General features: G+C 26.9%; 14 protein-coding genes. 9 read left to right on the top strand and 5 right to left on the bottom strand.

Going from position 1 to position 22,679, the window contains the following annotated elements:
- A partial coding sequence (locus MBCUT_RS06300; RefSeq protein ID WP_157082519.1) for an Ig-like domain repeat protein occupies positions 1 to 1,997 on the top strand: 1,997 nt, incomplete at its 5' end.
- Positions 1,998 to 2,148: 151 nt separating this feature from the next.
- Positions 2,149 to 2,370 carry a hypothetical protein gene (locus MBCUT_RS06295; RefSeq protein WP_169805414.1) on the top strand — a complete coding sequence of 74 codons (222 nt, stop codon included), beginning with the start codon at positions 2,149 to 2,151 and terminating at the stop codon, positions 2,368 to 2,370.
- 322 nt (positions 2,371 to 2,692) lie between these two features.
- Here MBCUT_RS06295 and MBCUT_RS10910 read toward each other — a convergent pair whose 3' ends face one another.
- From MBCUT_RS10910 to MBCUT_RS06285, 3 genes are all read right to left on the bottom strand, one after another.
- Positions 2,693 to 2,860, bottom strand: a complete 168-nt coding sequence (locus MBCUT_RS10910) for a hypothetical protein (RefSeq protein WP_157082518.1) — start codon at positions 2,858 to 2,860, stop codon at positions 2,693 to 2,695.
- Between the two features lie 563 nt (positions 2,861 to 3,423).
- The gene (gene oadA / locus MBCUT_RS06290) at positions 3,424 to 5,136 is read right to left on the bottom strand and encodes a sodium-extruding oxaloacetate decarboxylase subunit alpha (RefSeq protein ID WP_067259836.1); all 1,713 of its coding nucleotides are present in this window, start codon (positions 5,134 to 5,136) and stop codon (positions 3,424 to 3,426) included.
- Positions 5,137 to 5,806: 670 nt separating this feature from the next.
- On the bottom strand, positions 5,807 to 6,901 hold the full coding sequence (locus MBCUT_RS06285) for an inositol-3-phosphate synthase (RefSeq protein WP_067259835.1): 1,095 nt from the start codon (positions 6,899 to 6,901) through the stop codon (positions 5,807 to 5,809).
- A gap of 786 nt (positions 6,902 to 7,687) precedes the next feature.
- On the opposite strand from MBCUT_RS06285, the gene MBCUT_RS06280 reads away from it, so the two are divergent.
- Entirely contained in the window at positions 7,688 to 9,661 is a 1,974-nt protein-coding gene (locus tag MBCUT_RS06280; RefSeq protein WP_067259834.1) for a glycosyltransferase, read from the top strand.
- Between the two features lie 186 nt (positions 9,662 to 9,847).
- Positions 9,848 to 10,681 carry a UbiA family prenyltransferase gene (locus MBCUT_RS06275; protein ID WP_067259833.1) on the top strand — a complete coding sequence of 278 codons (834 nt, stop codon included), beginning with the start codon at positions 9,848 to 9,850 and terminating at the stop codon, positions 10,679 to 10,681.
- A 295-nt stretch (positions 10,682 to 10,976) separates the two neighbouring features.
- Here MBCUT_RS06275 and MBCUT_RS06270 read toward each other — a convergent pair whose 3' ends face one another.
- Positions 10,977 to 12,962: a glycosyltransferase family 39 protein gene (locus MBCUT_RS06270; RefSeq protein WP_067259832.1), complete on the bottom strand. Its 1,986-nt coding sequence runs from the start codon at positions 12,960 to 12,962 to the stop codon at positions 10,977 to 10,979.
- Positions 12,963 to 13,522: 560 nt separating this feature from the next.
- Between MBCUT_RS06270 and MBCUT_RS06265 the strand changes: the two genes are divergently transcribed.
- The gene (locus MBCUT_RS06265) at positions 13,523 to 14,716 is read left to right on the top strand and encodes a glycosyltransferase (protein ID WP_067259831.1); all 1,194 of its coding nucleotides are present in this window, start codon (positions 13,523 to 13,525) and stop codon (positions 14,714 to 14,716) included.
- 85 nt (positions 14,717 to 14,801) lie between these two features.
- Here MBCUT_RS06265 and MBCUT_RS10905 read toward each other — a convergent pair whose 3' ends face one another.
- A complete protein-coding gene (locus MBCUT_RS10905) occupies positions 14,802 to 14,963 on the bottom strand; it encodes a hypothetical protein (RefSeq protein ID WP_157082517.1) in 162 nt (53 codons plus the stop codon).
- A 521-nt stretch (positions 14,964 to 15,484) separates the two neighbouring features.
- Here MBCUT_RS10905 and MBCUT_RS10900 point away from each other — a divergent pair.
- From MBCUT_RS10900 to MBCUT_RS06250, 4 genes are all read left to right on the top strand, one after another.
- Positions 15,485 to 15,637, top strand: coding sequence for a hypothetical protein (locus MBCUT_RS10900; protein ID WP_157082516.1), 153 nt, complete (start codon positions 15,485 to 15,487; stop codon positions 15,635 to 15,637).
- Between the two features lie 162 nt (positions 15,638 to 15,799).
- Positions 15,800 to 19,969 carry a beta strand repeat-containing protein gene (locus tag MBCUT_RS06260; protein WP_157082515.1) on the top strand — a complete coding sequence of 1,390 codons (4,170 nt, stop codon included), beginning with the start codon at positions 15,800 to 15,802 and terminating at the stop codon, positions 19,967 to 19,969.
- Positions 19,970 to 20,739: 770 nt separating this feature from the next.
- Positions 20,740 to 21,813, top strand: coding sequence for a calcium/sodium antiporter (locus tag MBCUT_RS06255; RefSeq protein WP_067259829.1), 1,074 nt, complete (start codon positions 20,740 to 20,742; stop codon positions 21,811 to 21,813).
- A 251-nt stretch (positions 21,814 to 22,064) separates the two neighbouring features.
- Complete coding sequence (locus tag MBCUT_RS06250) at positions 22,065 to 22,511, top strand: universal stress protein (RefSeq protein ID WP_067259828.1); 447 nt, start codon at positions 22,065 to 22,067, stop codon at positions 22,509 to 22,511.
- Positions 22,512 to 22,679 lie beyond the last annotated feature (168 nt).

Here is a 22,679-nt window from a genome sequence, read left to right as displayed (position 1 = left end):
ATTATTATGTGCTTAATATTACTAATACGACTGATTTAAGTGGTAATTATTCTGTTGGTGATTTATTAAGCTTCAACTACACTGTGTATTTGAATGGTTCTAGTGATAGTTCTGGTTCTGATTTATTACCTTCTATGAATGGTGTTTATTGGAATGGTACCTTTTTCAAAGAGTTTGGTTTAAACAATTCTGGTGTAATTGAAGTTCCTATTCAAAGCCTTGCTGGTCCGAATATAGTCTTTAAAAACTCAAATGGCACTATCATTGGTAGCTTCACACTAATTGGAGTTATTAGTAAAGGTAATATTACTAATATCACTGTTGATCAACTAACTATTGTGAATAATAGTGTAGCTGATATAACTTTACACATTAATCCGAATATTGGTGGTTTATCACCTATTACATTCAATGTCACTATTGGTGGTCAAAGTCGGAATGTTACATTTGTTAATGGAACTGGCATATTCAATGGATTTAATTATGGTCAACTTGGAAATCAAAACTTATCAATAAGTTTTGCAAGTACAGATGATTATAATGCTACAAGTACAAATCTTAACACTAATTTTAAAGATAATGTAAACTTAGATGTTACAGCTAATGATGTCACCTATGGTGATAATCTTACTATAGTGATTAATGCAACTACACCTAATGGCACAGCTATCCTAGATGGAGTTTATGAAGTAATCATAAACAACATAACTTACAATGTGACATTCACTAATGGTATAGGTAGAGTAAATATCACTGGCTTAGATGCAAATGAATACACATATACTATAGTATTTAAAGAAAGCAGCAATTACACAGAATCCGATGATAATGTGAATTTCATTGTCAGTAAATCAGGAACTATAATTAATATTGACTTACCTAGTGATGCTGTGTATGGTGAAAACTCCACTATTGCTGGTAATATCACTGATGCTAATGGTAACCTAATAAACGGAACATACAACATCACAGTAACCATCAATGGCATAGAATACAATGTAACTGTTATCGATGGATCATGGAATTTAACAATACCTAATACTATTGTTGGCTTAAATACTATAACAGTCACTTATTCAGGAGATAGTAACTATGAAAATTCTGATTTAAACATTGATTTTAATGTTACAAAGGCTAATGCAACTATAAACATCAACTTACCAAATAATGCTACTTACGGAGGAAACTCCACAATCAATGGAACTGTCACTGATGCTAATGGTAACTTGGTAAATGGCAACTATACCATCACAATCATTGTTAATGGCACTTCTTATGAGGTAAACGTTGTTAATGGCCTATGGACTCTAACATTACCTAACAATAACGCAGGAAATATAAGTATAGAAGCTATCTTTGAAAACAACAACTACAACAAAACCACCACAACTGGAACTTACCTAATCAAACCAGCTAACAAAAACACAGTAATAACAATAACCAGCTCCAGAAACGGCAATAAAATAACTTACAAAATCACACTCAAAGACAACCAAGGAAACATATTAGCTAACCAGAATCTCAGTTTAACTATTGCAGGTAAAACTGTGAGTCTTAGAACAAATGGTCAAGGGATTGCACAGTACACATACACAGCAACTAAAGCAGGAAAATACTACGCAAACGCAGCATACAACGGACTAAACACCGAAAACATCATCTATGGCCATTCCAGTGCAAAATCCAACACTATATCAATCACAAAAACAAACATAAAAGTCTATCATGTTGCTAAGAGTGCTAAAACTGTAAAATATCATGGTAAAAGATACAGAGTTTATTATAAAACTTATTATATTAAAAATTATGGTATTTTAACAGGTTCTAAACTATTCAAGAAATCTTTAAAAGGTTTCACACTAAGCAAAATCAGCAAAACAAGCAACATAAAAACAAACTACAACAAAACCAAAAAAATCCTAAAAATCAGTGTAAAAAACCTCGCATATGCAAAAATAGCTAAAATCAAAATAAAATTCTACAAAAGAATAGCATAAAACTAGTATAATAGTTAAAAATATGTGTGATTATAAAAATCTAAAAAAACTTTTAAAAAGAGAGAATAACTTAATTTTTTCAATTCTCTCATATTATTTATTTTAATTATTATTTTGATAGTTGTATATAATTATATAATTATAAAAGGAGATGTTCATAAAAATGAGAGATAAAGTTTATGGAATTTTCAAACTAAAAAAAGATGAAAACAACAAAATCATTAAAGAATCATTATACATCCACAGTGTCGACTTCAGCACTATTGAAAATATTTTTAGTATTGAAAAAAACGGATTCAACAATGAAAACCATCTAATTAGGGAATTAACAAAAGAAGAAATAGAAGAACATAAAATAGAAGTAAAAAATTAGTATTTTGAGAGTGTCCCATAATTAATTTTTTTAGAGGGAGTGTCTCATAAGTCACTTTTTTAGAAATTTTCATGAAATTAGTTTCCATGAAAATCATTTAAATAGTAAATAGTTGATAAAATATGTATTAATAGCTATAATAAATTAATTGTTTTATTTACTTCAATTTTTAAAGAATTTATATTTTTTAATTTTAATTTATAGATTTTTTAAGTATTATTTTTAATAAATAAAATAATATAGGTAGTTATATAATATTTAAAGATTTTAAATGAGGAATATTTTTATTAAATTTTTTAAAAATCTTACTTATGAGACACTCTCAAATCATGTTTTTATCAATAGGTTTGATAGTGTTCCAAATACAGCTAAAACATGAAGGACAAGGTTCAAGAGCAGAATTAGGATCAATAATATCTATTACATTACCACAACTATTGCATTGATAACTACCAATTCCTGGTTTATCATCACAATTATGAACTACCATTTAAATTACCTCCTTTTTTAAAAAACATGAATATTACATTATTATTTTAAGATATTTAAATTTTAACCAAATAGGAAAAGTTTTATCATGAAAAGAGTAATCATCTTTCTGTTTATTATTATCTAAAATGAGAAATAATAAATGAAATAAAGATTATAATCATTAATGTTATAATGCTAGAGAAAATCCATAAGATAAAAAAATGAATTAGAATAGATGAAACTAGACTTTACAAATAGCTATTATAAATTAGTTTGTATAATATTGTTTTTAAAATCTATAAAAAAGATAAAATGATATAAGGGAAGTGTTGAAAGCCCTGAATCTGTGCGATATTGATTTTAAATAAAAAAATAATAAATACTAACCTGTTTCTGAATTCAAATGGTTCTATTTATTGTTATAATAATTGTTTTTAGTATAATATGCATTAATCTATTTTTTTTATTTTAATACATATTACTTTTTTTATTTATTTTAATACATATTACTTTTTTTATTTATTTTAATACATATTACTTTTTTTATTTATTTTAATATACATCAATGTTTTAAGTAGTGTTTCACTTCACGACCATCAATGTATCTCCTGCATTAATGGTGTCTCCTTCACTAACAAGTATCTCTTCTACTATTCCACTGATTTCTGATTGAATATCATTTTCCATCTTCATAGCTTCAATAACTGCTAGTGTATCACCATTTTTGATTTTATCTCCAATATTCACTTTTAGCTTTAATACCATTCCTTGCATAGTAGAAGTAACTCCTCCTTCAACTGGACTTGAAATAGGAGTATCTGACTCTCCGATTTCCATATATCCTGTTGGGAGTATTCTAACATCAAAGATGTCTCCATCAACTTCAACATTATACTCGGTAGGAATAGCTATGTTTTCATCACTCATACTTGGTTTGGAAGGCTCTAATTTCTCTTCTTCTGCTTCTCCTTTTAAGAATTTAACAGCTACTTGTGGATAAAGAGCAAAGGTAAGAATATCCTCTTCTTTTTTGATGATTCCTTTTTCTTCACCTTCTTTTTTGTATTTGTCATATTGAGGTTCTAAATCGTCTGCAGGGCGATGAGTAATAGGTTTTTCGTTTCCAATGATTTTTTTAGAAATTTTCTTATTAACTGGTGCTGGAGGTTTACCATATTTACCTTTCATATATTCTTTGACTTCGTTAGAAACTAACTTATATCTTTCTCCGCCTAATACATTCATCACTGCTTGAATTCCTACAATTTGGCTAGTTGGTGTAACAAGTGGTGGATATCCCATGTCTTTTCTAACTCTTGGCATTTCTTCTAATACATCTTGATATCTGTCTAATGCATTTTGTTCTTTTAATTGTGAAACTAGGTTAGAAAGCATACCTCCTGGAATTTGGTAGAGTAAAACATCAGTATCTATCTGTTCAGATATCGGGTCAAGTAAACTATTATATTTTTCTCTTATTCCTTCAAAATACTTTTTAATAGGATTTAAAAGTTTTAAGTCAAGTTTAGTATCATATTCAGTTCCTTTCAGTGCAGCTACAATACTTTCAGTAGGTGGTTGGGATGTTCCCCATGCTAGTGGAGAAATAGCTGTGTCTAATATATCTACTCCTGCTTCACATGCAGCATAATAGCTAATAGGGGTCATTCCACTTGTACAATGAGAATGAAGATTAATTAAAAGATCTGTTTCTTCTTTTAACCGTTTAACAAGAGTATAAATATCTTTAGGATACACTAAACCTGCCATATCCTTTATAGCTAGTGAATCACATTCTAAAGCTTCTAATTCTTTAGCTATTTTAATAAAATCATCTAATGTATGAACTGGACTTATTGTATAGCTTATAGTTCCTTGAACATGGGCACCTTGTTTTTTAGCTACTGTTATTGTTTTTTTCATGTTTCTTACATCATTTAAAGCATCAAAAACTCTAAAAATGTCCACTCCGTTTTCATAGGATTTTTCTACAAACTTTTCTACAATATCATCTGGATAATGTTTGTATCCTACTAAATTTTGTCCTCTTACTAGCATTTGGATAGGGGTCTTTGTAATTTTTTCTTTAAGATCTCTTAATCTTTCCCAAGGGTCTTCATTTAGGTATCTAATGCTAGTATCAAAAGTAGCACCTCCCCAAGCTTCTATTGCGAAGTAACCTACTTTGTCCATTTCTTCTGCAATAGGAATCATGTCCCTAGTTCTCACCCTTGTAGCTAAAAGGGATTGATGAGCATCTCTAAAAGCAGTTTCTGTGATTCTTGTAACTTTCATAACGTCCACCTTCTAATAAAACTTTAGTAAATTGTGATTATTTATTTGTTTAATTAGGAATTACGATATAATTTATTATTTTTAGTTTTATTCGATTTTAGAATAAAATAAGAAATAAAATAATTTAATTATTATAATAACAGTTTTTCCATAGTAGATATAGTATCTACAAACTACTAATAATATTTATCTATTTTTATCATAAAATTCTAAATTGTAGAGTGTCAAAAATCGATTGAATATTTTTTTTAATAGATTATTAGTACAGATGATTGAATTAGAATAAAATTAGAATATTAACTATAAATCAGAATATATCAAGATTAAAATATGCTTTAAAAATCCTTAAACAAATTATTGTATATTAAAATTCAAATTTAAGTAAATTTTAATTATAGTAATGATGGTAATGTTTGTAAATTATTAATATTTTTATTTCTCTTAAAAATTGTTTAAATTGAATTTAAAGATAAAAAATTGAATATTATAATTTTATAAAATGATAAATTTTTCAATAATGACTATAATATTTAAGTAAATTTTAATTAAAGTTTAACTAAATTTTAATTAATATATTAAGTAAGCTTTGCTATACGTTAATCAAATATGATTAAATATAACTATAAAATAGCTAGAATAAAATTAAAGTAAAAAGGGAAGTAAAATTAGATTATCTTTCTATTTCTCCTACTATGAAGTCATTAACTCGGTTATATGCTTGATCATCTGTATATTGGACCGGTGGATGTTTCATAACATAAGATGAGATAGAAGTTAGCTGACCTCCAATTCCACGATCAATACCTAATTTACAGCACCTTATTGCGTCAATCACACAGCCTGCTGAATTAGGAGAATCTTCAACACTTAATCTTAGTTCTATATTCATAGGTACATCTCCAAAAGTACGACCTTCCATTCTAAGGAAACATAATTTGTTATCTTGTTGCCAAGGGACATAATCACTTGGACCAATATGGATATCATGAGGATTCATTCTTTCCCCTAATACTGACTGAACAGCTTCTGTTTTAGACTCCTTTTTAGAATCTAGCCTATCTCTATTGAGCATATTCACAAAATCAGTGTTACCACCAGTGTTTAACTGATATGTATGATCTAATTTGACCCCTCTTTCTCTAAATAGGTTGGCCAATGTCCTATGTGTTATAGTGGCACCTATTTGAGCTTTTATATCGTCTCCAACAGTAGGTATGTTTTTTTCCCTAAATTTAGAGTCCCATTCATCGTTACTTGCAATAAAAACAGGCATACAATTTATAAATGCGACTCCTGCCTCTATACAGCATTGAGCATAAAATTTTGCAGCTTCTTCAGAACCCACTGGAACATAATTTACTAGCATCTCAGCACCAGAGTCTTTTAGAACTTTAACAACATCTACTGGTTCTTCATCAGATAGTAAAAAAGTATAATCTTCTTCAAAGTCTCTCATATGTGGAGCAACACCATCTAATGTATTACCCATACTTACTTTTACATCGCTTTTGGGAATATCTCTTTGAAAAATAGTGGTACAATTCGGCTTAGCAAAAATGGCTTCATCAACAGTTTTCCCAACTTTTCGCTTATCAACATCAAAAGCTGCCACAACTTCAATGTCGGATGGTTCATAATTTCCAATTTCCCAGTGCATTAAGCCAATAGCGTCTTTCTCAGTTTCATCTTTGTAATAATGAATTCCTTGAATAAGAGAACTAGCACAATTTCCTATACCTACAATAGCTATTTTTATTTTACTCAAATTGAACACCTTCCTACATAGTATTAAGTATTACTTATATTGTTCATGGACTATTTTTGACTATTCTGATGCATTTAAGAATAATATTTACATTATTTTTAATAATTTAATTATTTCATTACCTATTTTTTTTAAACTTTGAAATATTTAAAATTATATTTTATTATCGAAATTATTGCTATTATTGTTAATAATTCTTATTAATATGATTTTGTTAATAATTCTTATTAATATGATTCAAATTTCATTAGAATTTATTAATTTATAAATAGCATTAATTACATAATAAAATTACTTTATATAATTTTCTTATTAATTCTCTTATCATAATTAATCTTCATTTATTACATAATCATTGTATTATTTGTTTTTCATATGATTTAAATCTAATTGATTTATTATTTCATTACTTAAACTAATAGTGAAAATAAAACGATTAATTTATTAATAAAAATCAGTAATAGAATAATAAACCAAAGTCGAACAATAATAATACTTAATAGCATATGCTAGTTAATAGATGTATAATAATGAAAATAATAAACTTATCTAAATTAATAGGATGTATAATGAAGAAATAATAAACTTATAGAAATAGTATATATTTTTAATATGATTATTGTTATTGTCAGATTATTTTTATTAGATTATTTTTATTAGATTATTTTTATTAGATTATTTTTATTAGATTATTTTTATTAGATTATTTTTATCAACATTATTTTAAATAATATTGGATATAAATAATATTTAGAGATTACTTGTAATTTATATTGTAGGGTTAAAATGAAAAAAGTTCTTTTAATAGCTTTTTATTTCAATCAAACGAATGAAATAGCATCTAAACGTTTGAGAGGTTTAGCTAAATATTTAACTAATTTTGACTGGGAACCTATTGTGATTGTTCCTAAATTGGATAACTTTCCATCTATTAATCATGAATTTAATGTTATTGAAACACATTATGAGGATATGTTAGATAAATGGTTGAATAAATTCAAATTAAACAGTAGTTTTAATTCAAATAATGATTTTAATATTACTACTCCTACTGTTGATAATATTAACATTAATTCTACTGTTGATAATAGTGACTTTAATTCTACTGTTGATAATAGTGACTTTAATTCTACTGTTGATAATAGTGACTTTAATTCTACTGTTGATAATAGTGACTTTAATTCTACTGTTGATAATAGTGACTTTAATTCTACTATTGATAATAATAATTTTAATTCTATAACAAGTACCAATAAATTATCTTCAAAAATAATTTCAATGATGGGTGAAGTTTTTGCTTATCCTGATGGGATGAAATATTGGTATAAACCAGCTATTGAAGCTTCTCAAAATATCATTGAAAATAATGACATTGATGCTATTATTAGCTCCTCATGGCCAATTACTTCTCATATAATTGCTAAAAATATTAAAAAGCAGTATAATATTCCATGGATTGCAGATTTGAGGGATCTTTGGAATATGAATCCTTATGTTCATCATACTTTTATAAGGAGTTTTTTTGAAAGAAGATTAGAAATAAAAACATTTAAGTATGCAGATGCTTTAACCACAACCACTGAAAGAGCTGCTTTAAAATTAAAATCCCTACATAAAGATAAAAATGTTTATCCTATTTTATCTGGCTTTGATCCTGAAGATATCTTGAAAAATAATGATTATAATTTTGATATTTTGAATATTAAGAATATCAATAAATATGATAGTAAAAACATCAATGAAAATAATAACTATAATTCTATTTATAATTCTATTAATAGCAATATTAAAAATAATCAAGATAATTTTGATCTTACTAATGATACAAATGATATTAATAATTCTAATGTTATTAGTGTAGATAGTGCTATTAATGATATTAGTGGTAATTTTAGAGTTGATAATCTTACTAATGCTACTAATGCTACTGATGTTGTTGATGTAGATAAAACTGTTTTTACTGATATTAAAAATAATATTGGGATTAATGATAATATCAGTACAAGTACTACTGATTTTAATAATACTCTAGATGATTTTAGACTTAATACAGAAGGTACCGCAAATAATACTACTTTTAGTAATATTCGGGATAATTCTGTGGTTTCTGATGATGGTATCGTAAGGGACAGTAGTCTTAATGATAATGATAATTTTGATAGTATAAATGATAATAACCATAATATTGATAATGCTGATTCTATTTTGGATTTCATCTATGCAGGTTCTCTTTATAATGGAAAAAGGAATCCTGAAGTATTATTCAAAGCTATTAGTGAATTAATAAACGAAAAAAAGATAGATGCTTCTAAAATAGCTTTAAATTTTTATGGTGACAGTGAAGGATTAGAAAAAACAGCTAAAATATATCATGTAAGAGATATAGTAACTATTCATGGTTCAATACATCATAATGAGGTTTTAAAGAAGCAAATAAAATCTCAAGTTCTTTTATTGTTGTCATGGAATAATGAAAATGAAAAAATGTTTTTACCAGGAAAAGTTTATGAATATCTGGCTGTTAAACGCCCAGTCTTATCTATTGGATATAAAGAAGGTTCTTTAAAAGATTTAATAGAAAAAACTAATGTTGGAGTTCATGTATCAACCTTATCTGAAACTAAATCTGCCATAATGAATTTCTATAATGATTTTATTAAAAATGGAAAGGTTACTTATAATGGTAATGATGAAGTAAATCAATATTCTATGATGAATACTGCAAAAGAATTTGGAAAACTATTGGATTCACTTTTATGATTAAACTTAGCTTTTATGATTAAACTTAGCTTTTATGATTAAACTTAGCTTTTATGATTAAACTTAGCTTTTATGATTAAACTTAACTTTCGTGATTAAACTTAACTTTTATGATTAAACTTATTTAGACATTACTTATAAGCCTAACTACCTTATTTAGTTATTTATTTAATAGGATAGAATATAATGAATGCATATTTGGAAATACTTCGCCCAGGAAATGCTTTACTTGCTGTGGTAGCTGTTGTATTAATCGCTATAATAGGAAAAAATTATGATGTTCCTATTTTAATTGGGATTATCACTGTTTTCTTAGCTACTGGTGCAGGAAATGTCATCAACGACTATTTTGATTATAAAATTGATGCTATAAATAAGCCAGAAAGGCCAATTCCTTCTGGAAGAATATCTTTAAAAAATGCAAGAAATTATTCTTTCATCCTCTTTTTATTAGCTATAGCATTGGGATCAATAATTAGTTTCATTATAAATAGCTATTGGCCATTTATTATCGTAGTATTTAATTCAATAGTCATGTATTATTATGCATATTCTCTTAAGTCCTCAGTACTCACTGGAAACATATCTGTTGCATTTTTAACAGCATCTTGTTTTATTTTTGGAGGATCAATAATTGGCCTATTTGAAATTTCTTTTTATTTAGCATTCTTTGCATTTTTCATGACTTTAGCTAGAGAAATAGTTAAGGATATGGAAGATTATATAGGAGATAAGCAAGAAGGAGCTAAAACTTTACCCATCAAATATGGTATGAAAATTTCATCTATTTTAGCCGCTTTATTCATTTTATTAGCCAGTTGCCTAAGTCCAATTTTATATTTAAATGGAATTTTTAATTTATACTATCTGATACCATTAACAATCGCTCTAATTTTCTTTATAATGAGTGCATATAAAATATTACTTAATCAAGAAGTAGAAAATTGTAAAACGGTTTCAAAACTCCTTAAAAGGGGTATGATGATCGCATTTATAGCTTTTGCAGTTGGTTCCTTTTAATTAACTTTTTATAATTAGATAAAAGTTTAAGGATAGTCCAATTTTAAATGATTTTTTTTATCTGCTTCCATTTTTCTTTTTGTAATTCTAGATGATTTATTTGGTTCCATTTTTCTTTTTGTAATTCTAGAAATCCTTTAATACTTTTTTCTTCTAAATATTATTTTAATTTCTTTATTTAATGGATATAGTATATCTGGAAAAGTTCTTAAATTTTGAAGATAAATTAAAGTCTCAACATCATTTATTCTTAATTATAACCTCTTACAGTTGATCATCATCGAACTTTAAAAAATCAACCTGACTTTCTATAAACTGAAACTTCACCAATTCTTTTTATTTCCTCATAATTATCTAATTTTAAGTTAGGATGGAGTGAAATATAATAATAAGCACTAGCATTGTTTAATTTTTTTGATAATTCCATTATTTTTTCATCACTTGGATGAGGACTTTCATATAACCAGTTTACATAAACAACTTCTTTTTTAAAATACCATGTAAATATAGGTCCTCGATCTGCCCAAATGATTTTCATCTGATAATTGGGATCAGTTTGCATAATCCAATTAGCTACTTCTCTTTCATCATGAACTAATGGATCATTTTTATTTATTGTCAAATAACCAAAAGACGATACCAAGAAAATTATAATAAGAACAAAAGGAATAGCTATTTTTATTTGTTTTATTCTGTTTTTATATATTCTCTGATTTTTAGCTATTGTAGTATTTTTAGAGTTATTATCTTTAGATATCCTGGTATTTTCAGAGCTATTTTTAGCTATTGTAGTATTTTTAGAGTTATTAGAGTTATTATCTTTAGATATTTCATTCTTATTTAAATAATTAGATATTCTTTCACTGTCTTTAGCTATTGTAGTATTTTTAGAGTTATTAGAGTTATTATCTTTAGATATTTCATTCTTATTTAAATAATTAGATATTCTTTCACTGTCTAAAGAATCTATTATAAATTTCAAAGCTAATATAATAAAGAATGTAAAGGCTGGAGCTAAAGTTGTGAAATATCTATCTGCCTTTGTAATATGAGCTGAAAAAAACACTAAGTATGCAAAAAACCATGAAAACATCAATAAACTATATCTAAAGTTTTTCTTAGTATTTTCATCGTATATATTTAGAATATTCTTAACTAAATATGAAAAAACTAAAATAGCTACAAATAAAATAAGTTCACTGTAAATAAAGGATATTTTGCTCGCTGTTAAAAAAGAAATAGCTATTATTCCAATAGTAATAATTAATAAACTATAATAAATAGTATTACCTATTTCTAGTTTTTCAGTTATTTTAAATTTACCATTATTAAAAATATTAGAATTCTGATAACCATTCTTTAATAAATTAATACTTTTGTATAGGCCGATTAAAAGACCAATTATTCCTATAGCTATTATTAAATACGATAAAAGGTGGTTTGGGTTATAAATAAATTTTGGTATATTTGCAATGTAGAAGAATAGATCATTAGTAACCTCATTAGCTATTGTAGTTTTAGAAGCGATTTCTTGTGCTTGGTTTACAAATCCTAATGGAATGTCATTAATGTAAAAATAGGCTAAAAATGGAATAGCTGTTATTATTCCTGCAATTAATCCCCCAATACCATTTTTAAAATATTTCTTAATATTGTATTTTATGTTTGGTTTTGAAATAAAATAAATTAGCATCATGCCTATTGCTAAACCTGCTGTGTATTTTGCAAAAAAACCCAGTACAAGTAGTGGAAATGCCATATAAAAGTATTTTTGATTTTTATCAATAGCTAAAACAAAAAAATAGAGGGATAAAATTGTAAGAGCTACGCTAGGAATATCTATAGTTCCATTAGCTACCCACATTAAATTAATTGAAAGCCCTCCGTATAAAATAGCACCAAAAATAGCTAAAATATAATTAAATCGTAGCTTTAGGAATAAATACATCCCTGCCACGCCTAAAATATAGAACATTCCAGTTATAGTGAAAATACTTGTTTCATTAACAAATCCCAATCTAAATAGTATTGAAGTTAAAAAAGGAACGAGGGGAGATAGATATTTAGTATACTCATATCCTCCAATTGAATGCCCTGAAAATCTGAGAGCTTGAATTAAATAGAAATAAACATCTCTATAAGAGTGGCCTAAAATTTCTTCTGAGGTATTAATCCATATTAATAATATTGTAATTATTGAAGCAAATAAGATTACACCTATTAACGAGATTTTACTTTTATGTAATTCAATAAAAGATTCTAATTTACTTAATTCTGTCAAGTATTTAAACCTCCATAACTCAACTACTTTTAATTAAATTTTTAAAGAATATTGTAATTAATTAATGAATTTTCTGTAATGTTATAATGATTAATGAATTGAAGAATATTGTAATTAATTAATGAATTTTCTGTAATGTTATAATGATTAAGGAATTGAAGAATATTGTAATTAATTAATTTTCTGTAATGTTATAATGATTAAGGAATTGAAAATATTAAAGAATATTAAATAACAATATAATAATTATATAATTAAAAAGTTATATAATTAATTAATATATTAAAGAAAGTAATATATATAATTATGATATACTTTTAAGACTTATAACTAAGATCTAATGAATCTATACTGATTAATATTAGCCTAGCTAATTAATATAACTACATCTAATTAATATTAGCCTAGCTAATTAATATCACTACATCTAATTAATATTAACTAACTAATTAATATCACCACATCTAATTAATATTATCATATCTAATTAATATTAGTCTATATAATTTAAAATTCATTGTTTATACAGAAATCTATTAAAATAGTAAGTAGGTGTTAAAATAAATATTTTACATGTTGTTCCAACATTTTATCCTTGTCTAGCTGCAGGAGGAGTAGTTAATGCAGTTTATCAGTTATCAAAAAAACAAGCTGAAAATGGAAATAATGTAGCTGTTTTCACTACAGATAGTTGCAAAAAACGTATGGACTTAAAAGAAAGATATAATGTTGATATTGATGGTGTAAAAACATACTATTTTAAAAATTTGTCAAATTTTCTTAAGTCTTCTTTTTTAATAGATACTCCTTATTCTCTTCCTTTTAAACTGAGAAAAGAAATTAAAAAATATGACATTGTTCATATACATGAACATAGGCATTCTTTGGCTCTTGTTGCAAGCTATTATGCACGCAAAAATAATATTCCTTATGTTTTACAAGCTCATGGTTCAGTTCTTCCTTTTTTTCAGAAACAAGGACTCAAAAAAGTATTTGATAATTTATGGGGATTTAAAATTCTTCAAAATTCTTCTAAAGTTCTAGCTTTAACTGAAATTGAAAAAAAACAATATTTAAAAATGGGAATAGCTGATAGAAAAATAGAAATAGCTCCTTTAGGTATTAACATTGAAGATTATTCTAATTTACCTCCAAAAGGTGTTTTTCGCAAAAAAAATGATATTAATCCCAATGATAAATTATTATTATTTATTGGTAGAATTCACAAAATAAAAGGATTGGATCTATTACTCAAATCACTCACATTGTTAAAGAATAATAATTCAATTAAAAAAGATTCAAATGTAAATATCAAACTAGCTATTGTTGGACCCGATGATGGATTTTTAGATGAAATAAATACCATAGTTTCTCATCTTAATCTAGAAAATGAAGTAATAATGACTGGTCCTTTGTATAATGAAGATAAAAAAGAAGCTCTTATAGATTGTGACATATTTATAATGCCTTCACAATATGAATCATTTACTACAAGTGGATTAGAGGCTATGGCCTGTGGTAAACCCCTAATTTTAACTAAAAATAATCATATACACAATTGGGTTGATGGCAACATAGGGTTTTCATCTGAATATGATGAAATAGCTCTTGCTGATTCTATTAAAAAACTATTAATTAATGAAAATTTGATGAAAACCTTTGGAGAAAATGGCAAAAAACTAATTTCAGAAAAATATAACTGGGATGCAATTGAAAAACAAATCTATTCTATTTATAAAGATACTCTACATTAATTGTATACTACTTTTTGCCATATACTTTTTTTATTTCTGTTATACTTCAATAATTAATAATGGTTGTCTATTACTAATTTCATAATTAATGATAGTCACAAACTACTGCTTCTCTAATATCAAATAAAATATTCAAAAAGAGAACATCAAGTAACATTTGATACTTCTCTTTAAGAGAAGATGATACCATGACTATGATATTAGTTCTTAAAATCTTAAGACCATTAGTTATCATATTTTGTGGCATTATTTTACTAGCTATTTATTTCATTGAATAAAATTTTCAATGAACAATGAGTAACTTGATGATCTACGATTATAAGATTAATTTAAATTGCACTGTTTTACTTAGAAATTGCTATAAATTCAAATTTTAGGATTTTTATAAAAGTATTTTAGAAATTCTTAAAAATTTGTTATAAATAATATGAAATCATAATTTTTTATAATCTTATAAATTTTTGAGTAAACTCACTTTTTTTTTGTTTCGTTCTGTTTTTTGATTTTTTGTGTGTCTGTTAGTACTTTTTTAAGGAGGATTATTTGGATGTTGTTATTTTAAGCGAGATTTTATTTTTCACATTTTGGGTAAAATATTGTGAGAACTAGGATAAATTAGAGGATTGTAGCTCATTTTTTTTATAAAAGGTTTTTTTGGGATGTTCATTATAAATGAAAATGGTGTGTGGGAATTGGTTGTGGGGTTTAGGTAGGTTGTTTTTGTAAAAGGGTTGATTTTTTTTACTTATTTTTTGTTTTTTTGTTTGTGTGTTCTTTGTATGTTTAGGGGGGGGAGGGGTAGTCTATGGTTTTGTTCTTGCTTTGTGGTTTCTTTTTGTTTTTGTTTTGGGGTGTGTAGAAGTGATATCTTTATATATGGGTAGTTGCTATAAGTATGTTTGTCCAGTAGTTAAGAGTTAATAGTTTAATAGGATACTAACTGTTCTTTAGATGACTAACAAATTTTTTCTATTTATTGATAAAGGTAATAGTTAGTAGTTGATTGTTAAGCGTTCTTAGTTTTTGATTATAGCTGGATGGTATGTTGAGATATTATATTTTAATGATGAGGTGAAAGATATTATGAATAAGTTTAAAAAGACGTCTTTTGTGATGGTCTTATTGTTGCTTTTTGCTTTGTTGGTAATTGTTGGTTTATCAACTAGTTTTGCAACAGATCGTAACATTACTAATACGACTGATGGTGGTATTAGTGGTGCTGTTAATAGCTCTCTAGCTAACGATAAGATAATAATGTCTGATGGTATTTATTCAGGCAATAATAACAAAGATGTAATAATAAATAAGAATTTAACCATTACAGGTTCTAATAAAGCCAACACAGTAATTGATCTAAGTGGTGGTAGTAAGTTATTCACAATTAATTCAGGTGCAAGCTTAATATTATCTAATCTAACCATAAAAAACGCAATGATTGGTAATAATAGCTATTTAATAAATAATGATGGTTATTTAACAATGGAAAATTGTGTAATTACAGATAATAGTTTATCGTTTAATATTCGTGAGAACACAACTTATACAAGTAATGATGTGTTGGAAGATGATAGTTTTGAGTCTGGTTACCTTGTTGGTAACAATGGACAAATGAACATCATTAATTCAGCATTCATTAACAATAACATGAATATAAACTACCAATATTATCAGAATGTTCCTTATACTGCTAGTACTACTTTGTATTTTAACAATACAATTTATAATAGTAGTGTTGTGGGTTCTGGGTTCATTGTTAATAAAGGTAGACTTAATATCACAAGATCAGAATTCACAAACAACACAATAAAAACAACAATAAACAGACAATACAACTGGAACAACGACCAAAACATAATCATTAATCTTCGAAACCCTAATAATGAAACTGTTATTGGTGACCAAAGTACTAATTATATTTATTCAATGATTGTTAATAGTGGTGATTTAATTATCACACAATCCAACTTCCAAAATAACACCAACAACTACAATGAGACAAGAAACTACAACAAAAACACAACCCTAGCCATAAGTGGGGGCAGTGGCAAAAAAACCACAGATGTTAGTATTTATAATCTCATATATTCTATTAATGATTTAAAAGCAAGTAATTCTACTTTCACTAACAACGGCTACAACACAACATATGAAAGCAACAATACTAACTATAAATCTGCATCTGATAATGTTGGTGGGGCAATTTATATAGTTACTCTTGCTAACAGTACTGTTAGTTGCTCTATTGTTAGTTCTACTTTTGTAAATAACACCGCAAATAATAATGGTGGAGGAGTTTATGTAAATACTAATGTTAATGGTATTGTTAGTTGTTCTATTGTTAATTCCAGTTTTGTAAATAACACCGCAAATAATAGTGGTGGAGGAGTTTATGTAAGTACTAATGTTAATGGTATTGTTAGTTGTTCTATTGTTAATTCCACTTTTGTAAATAACACTGCAACTGTTTACGGTGGAGGAGTTTTTGTAGCTGCTAATGGTAATAATAGTGTTTCTATTGTTAATTCCAGTTTTGTAAATAACACCGCAAATCAGGGTGGAGGAGTTCTTGTAACTAGTTTTAATAATGCTAATACTAGTGTTGATATTGTCAGTTCAAGTTTTGTAAATAACACCGCTAATGATGCTGGAGGAATTTATTTACTTGGTGGTGGTGCTAATGGTATTGTTAGTCTTGATATTGTTAATTCCAGTTTTGTAAATAACAATGCTACTACTGGTGGAGGATTACGTGTACATAGTTATGCTAATAGTATTGTTAGTCTTGATATTGTTAATTCCACTTTTGTAAATAACACTGCAACTGTTTACGGTGGAGGAGTTTATGTAATTCCTAATGCTAATTATATTATTAGTGTTGATATTGTTAATTCAAGTTTTGTAAATAACACCGCTATTCATGGTGGAGGAGTTTATGTAACTGCTAATGGTATTGCTAGTGTCGATATTGTCAGTTCAAGTTTTGTAAATAACAATGCTACTGTTGGTGGAGGAGTTTATGTAACTAGTGGTACTAATGGCAATACTAGTGTTTCTATTGTTAATTCCAGTTTTGTAAATAACACCGCTATTGATGCTGGAGGAGTTTTGGTAGCTAGTGGTACTAATGGTATTGTTAGTGTTGATATTACTAATTCCACTTTTGTAAATAACACTGCAACTAGTGCTGGTGGAGGAGTTGTTGTAATTAGTGGTGTTAATGGTACTGTTAGTGCTGATATTCTTAGTTCCACTTTTGTAAATAGCACCAATGATAAGGCTATTTATATATCTAATGGTGTTAATGGTACTGTTAGTGCTGATATTCTTAGTTCCACTTTTGTAAATAGCACCAATGATAAGGCTATTTATATATCTAATGGTGTTAATGGTACTGTTAGTGTTGTTGTAAATTATAATGTGTTTTTAAATCACTCAACTGGTACTATTTCTAAGGCTAGTGCTTCTTCTGCTGTTGTTGACGCTGATTATAATTATTGGGGTTTTAATAGTATTCCAACTTTGACTAATGTTGTTGTGAATAATTATTATGTGCTCGGTATTACTAATATGAGTGATCTTGGTGCTAATTATACAGTTGGTGATTTATTAAGTTTTAATTATACTGTGTATTTGAATGGTACTAGTGATAGTACTAATGCTAGTAATTTACCAAGTCTTAACAGTATTTTCTATAATGATCTGTTATATGGTTATTTCAGTTTGAATGCTCCGGGTATTATACAGGTTCCTGTGCAAACTGTAGTTGGTGGTGTTTTTAATTTCACTAATGCTAATGGTACTGTTATTGGAAATTTCATGTTAACTGGTACTATTTTTCCAGGTAGTGTTTCTAATATTACTGTTCCTGAGATTATTATTGTGAATAATACTAGTGTTGATTTGGTTATTAGTATTCCTACTAGTGTTGGTGGTTTAGCTGGTCAGACTTTTAATGTTACTATTAATGGTCAATCACAAACTGTTACTTTTGTTAACGGTACAGGTACTTTTGTGGGTTATCAGTATGGTAATTTAGGGCTTAATAGTTTAAATATCACTTTAAGTGATAATCCTAACTACAATAACAGTTCTGCTATTAACAATGTTTTCTTTAAAGAAGAAACAAACATTAATGCTAATGTAAATGATACTATTTATGGTGAAAACGCAACTATTGTGATTAATACAATCACTAATGGTCAATCTATAGCTGATGGAACTTACACAGTAATACTCAACGGTGTTGAGTATAATGTAACTTTTACTAATGGTATAGGACAGGTTATTTTATCTGGTCTTAATGCAGGTGAATATAATTACACTATAATCTTCAATAGCACTGATAAATACACCGAATCAGAAACTAACATCACAATAAATGTTATTAAAGCTGACATCAATATTGGTGTTAACTTACCATCAAATGCTACATATGGTGGAAACAGTACTATATCTGGTAACTTAACCACTAATGGTAGCTTATTAGATGGTACTTACAACATCACAGTAACTGTTAATGGCGTAGATTACAATGTAACTGTTACCGATGGCCTATGGAGTTTAACAATACCTAATACAAATGTAGGAACAGCTAACGTAAACATAACTTTCCAAAACAGTAACTACAATAATGCAACAATAGCTACTAGCTACACTGTTAATCCAAAGAATCTTGGAACTAAAATCACAATAACCTCAACAAGAAACGGTAATAAAATTACTTATAAGATTACTCTCAAAGATAGTCAAGGAAACGTATTAGCTAACCAGAATCTTAGTTTAACTATTGCAGGTAAAACTGTGACTGTTAGGACAAATGGTCAAGGGATTGCACAGTACACATTTACTGCAACCAAAGCAGGAAACTATCAAGCAAATGCAGCTTTCAACGGATTAAACACTGGAAATATAATATATGCTTCTTCAAGTGGAAAATCCAACACAATAAAAATAACAAAAACCAACATAAAAGTCTATAAAACAATTCCAAGCGCTAAAAAAATAAAATCCAAAGGCAAAATCTACAAAGTATACAGCAAAATCTACTATATCAAAAACTACGGCGAACTAACAGGATCTAAAACCTACACAAAATACTTTAAAAAAGGCCTCATTTTAAGCAAAATCAGCAAAACAAAGAACATAAAAACAAGCTACAACAAAACCAAAAAAATCCTAAAAATCAAGGTCTTAAACCTTGCATTTGGAAAAATAGCTAAAATCAAATTGAAAGCATACAAAAGAATCGCATAAAAACTTTTAACTAATAATAAAAGTTAAAAAACTCAAAAAATTTAAAAAAGAGAGAATAAATTAATTTTTTTTCTATATTCTCTCTTACTTTACTTTTTATTTATTAAAATCATTTTATTTTTTTACTTATTTTTGCCACATTAATATTTCTTTTTCCCTTTTTGTTTAAGTAGTGACTAATAGTTATCACTTTTTCTTTAATTTTTCCCTTAATTATTTATAGTAGTAAGTACAATCTATATTCATAGTTATTATGATATTAAGTCATGTTTTTTGAGAGATTATTTAATTAATCAACAGGCTTTTACTTTCAGTGAATTTTGTGTGATCTGATTATAGGAGTTATAAGTATATTCTATATTCTATAATAACTTTTTAATTAAAGAGTTTTTAAGAGGTTTTTATAAAAATCCTAAAGTTTAAGGTTTTGACAATTTTTAAGTAAAACAATATATATTCAGAATTTCCAAAGATTATAAAAAATAAAAAATGATACATTTATAAATTCAAATTTTCAATATATGACAATATTAATATAATATATTAATATATTATAATATTTGTGAGTATCCTATGTCAAATATGTGCAAATATTATATTTGTAAATGATTCGTATTCTTAAAACACATTCATTTGTGATATTTAGTATATTTGAGTTTTTGTGATTGCGATATTTAGTATATTTGAGTTTTTGTGATTGTGATATTTATCATATTGAGTTTTTGTTATTATGGTTATTTAGAATTAAGTATATTTTTGGAGGAAATTAATTGTTTGAAGTTATAGTGCCACTGATAATTCTAATTGTTTCTTTATTTATTGTTATTAAAGCGGCAGATATTTTTGTGGATAATATTGTTGAGATTGGAACTGCTTTAGGTGTTTCTCAAATTCTTTTGGGTGTTACTGCAGCGGCCATAGGTACTTCTCTTCCTGAATTCGGTTCATCCCTTTTAGCGACTATTTCACATAGTTCTGAAATGGGTGTAGGTATTGTTTTAGGGTCCAATATATGGAATGTTGCGGGAATATTGGGTATAACAGCTGTTGTTACAGGTATTGTTAAAGCAGATGAAAAATCTATTAATCGTGATGGTTTGGTTGCTGTAGTTACAGGATTAATTTTAATGGGAGTTATGTCATTGGCTTTCTTAGCTAATGGTTCCAATCCAACTATTTCACTTTTTAATATATCTGCTATAGGTGCTCTAATAATGGTGCTTTTTTATGTTTATTACTTTAAGGTCCTAATTAAAGATCAGAAAGAAGATATTAAAACTTTTAAAAAAGAGGCTGCCAATAGAATTAAAGAGAAAAAAGAAATTATTGAAGATGATTCTGAGAATTATACTGAGTATAGGGAGATCATAGAGGAAAAAAAGAAGAAAATAAAATTAAAAGCTGTTCTTTTAACTATAGTTTCTATTGTAGGATTAGCAATTGCATGTGATCTATTGGTTTCCAGTGCAGTAGATTTATCTAGAATTTTTGGCATCCCTCAAACAATTATGGGATTGTTCACTTTAGCTATTGGTACAAGCATCCCAGAATTAGTTGTAACATTGGGTTCAGCTATGAAAGGTCTTCATGATCTTTCTATGGGGACAGTTTTTGGAAGTGTTACCTTTAATATATTAATACCTATTGGACTCTTGTCATTCTTTGCACCAATTTCAGTAGAACCACTTTCTCTTTACTTTGATGCACCAGTGATGATAGCTATTGCAGCAATAACATTGCTGTTAATGAAATACAACAATATGAAACTTACTAGGATTCATGGAGTATTTTTAATAGCTTTTTATCTAGCATATGTATATTTGAGAATATTTATATTAGGTTAAATAATTTATTCAACCTAGTTATTTTTTAAATTAATTATTATGGCATGTCTTAATTTTTATAAAATTTAATTAAAAATTAATAGTTAAAAATTAATATGAGTTGTCCATATAATATAATTTAAGAAGATAATTAATAAATTAATATAGTTTAAGAAGGTAATTAAAAATTAATCGTATAATGTTATATCAACATATCAATGATAATATAAGCTAAATAATATAATTAAACACATTTAATGAGGTTTTTTATCATGTATAAAAAAATATTAGTTCCAATAATGGGGAAATATAGTGATGAGTTAATTGAACATGCTTTGGATTTAATAGACCGTAGGGATGTTGATCTTTATGTTCTTTACGTTGTTGATAGTTCTGTTCCATTTTTAACTCCAAAAAATATTAAAAAATCAATGTTAGTTGAACTTAGAGCAAAAGGAGGATATTTCTTAGATGAATTTGAAGACATACTTGATTTATCAGAAAATCCTAACATATCTCTTACAAAAATATTAAAAGAAGGAAAACCTGCTGAAATTATTGTTAAATTTGCAGAAGAAGAGAATATTGATGTTATTGTAATGGGAACAAGTAAAAATATAGTTGCCAAACATTTTTTAGGAAGTGTATCTGAAGAAGTTGTTCATTTTGCTCCATGTACAATCCATTTAGTTAGAACATTTGATAAAGATAATAAATAGAGTATTCAATAATTTTAAGAAATATTATTATTTAAATTTTAGGCTCTGTAGAAATCATATTTTGATTTTTATGTTAAATGTTTTTGTGTGACGATATATGTTATAGCATAGATTTTTTAACTTAGTTTCTTTATTTCTTAGTCGGTCACTTCTACTTTGATTTTTATC

Source organism: Methanobrevibacter cuticularis (assembly GCF_001639285.1).
GTDB lineage: Archaea > Methanobacteriota > Methanobacteria > Methanobacteriales > Methanobacteriaceae > Methanobaculum > Methanobaculum cuticulare.
This window is presented reverse-complemented; position numbering and strand designations above follow the sequence as displayed.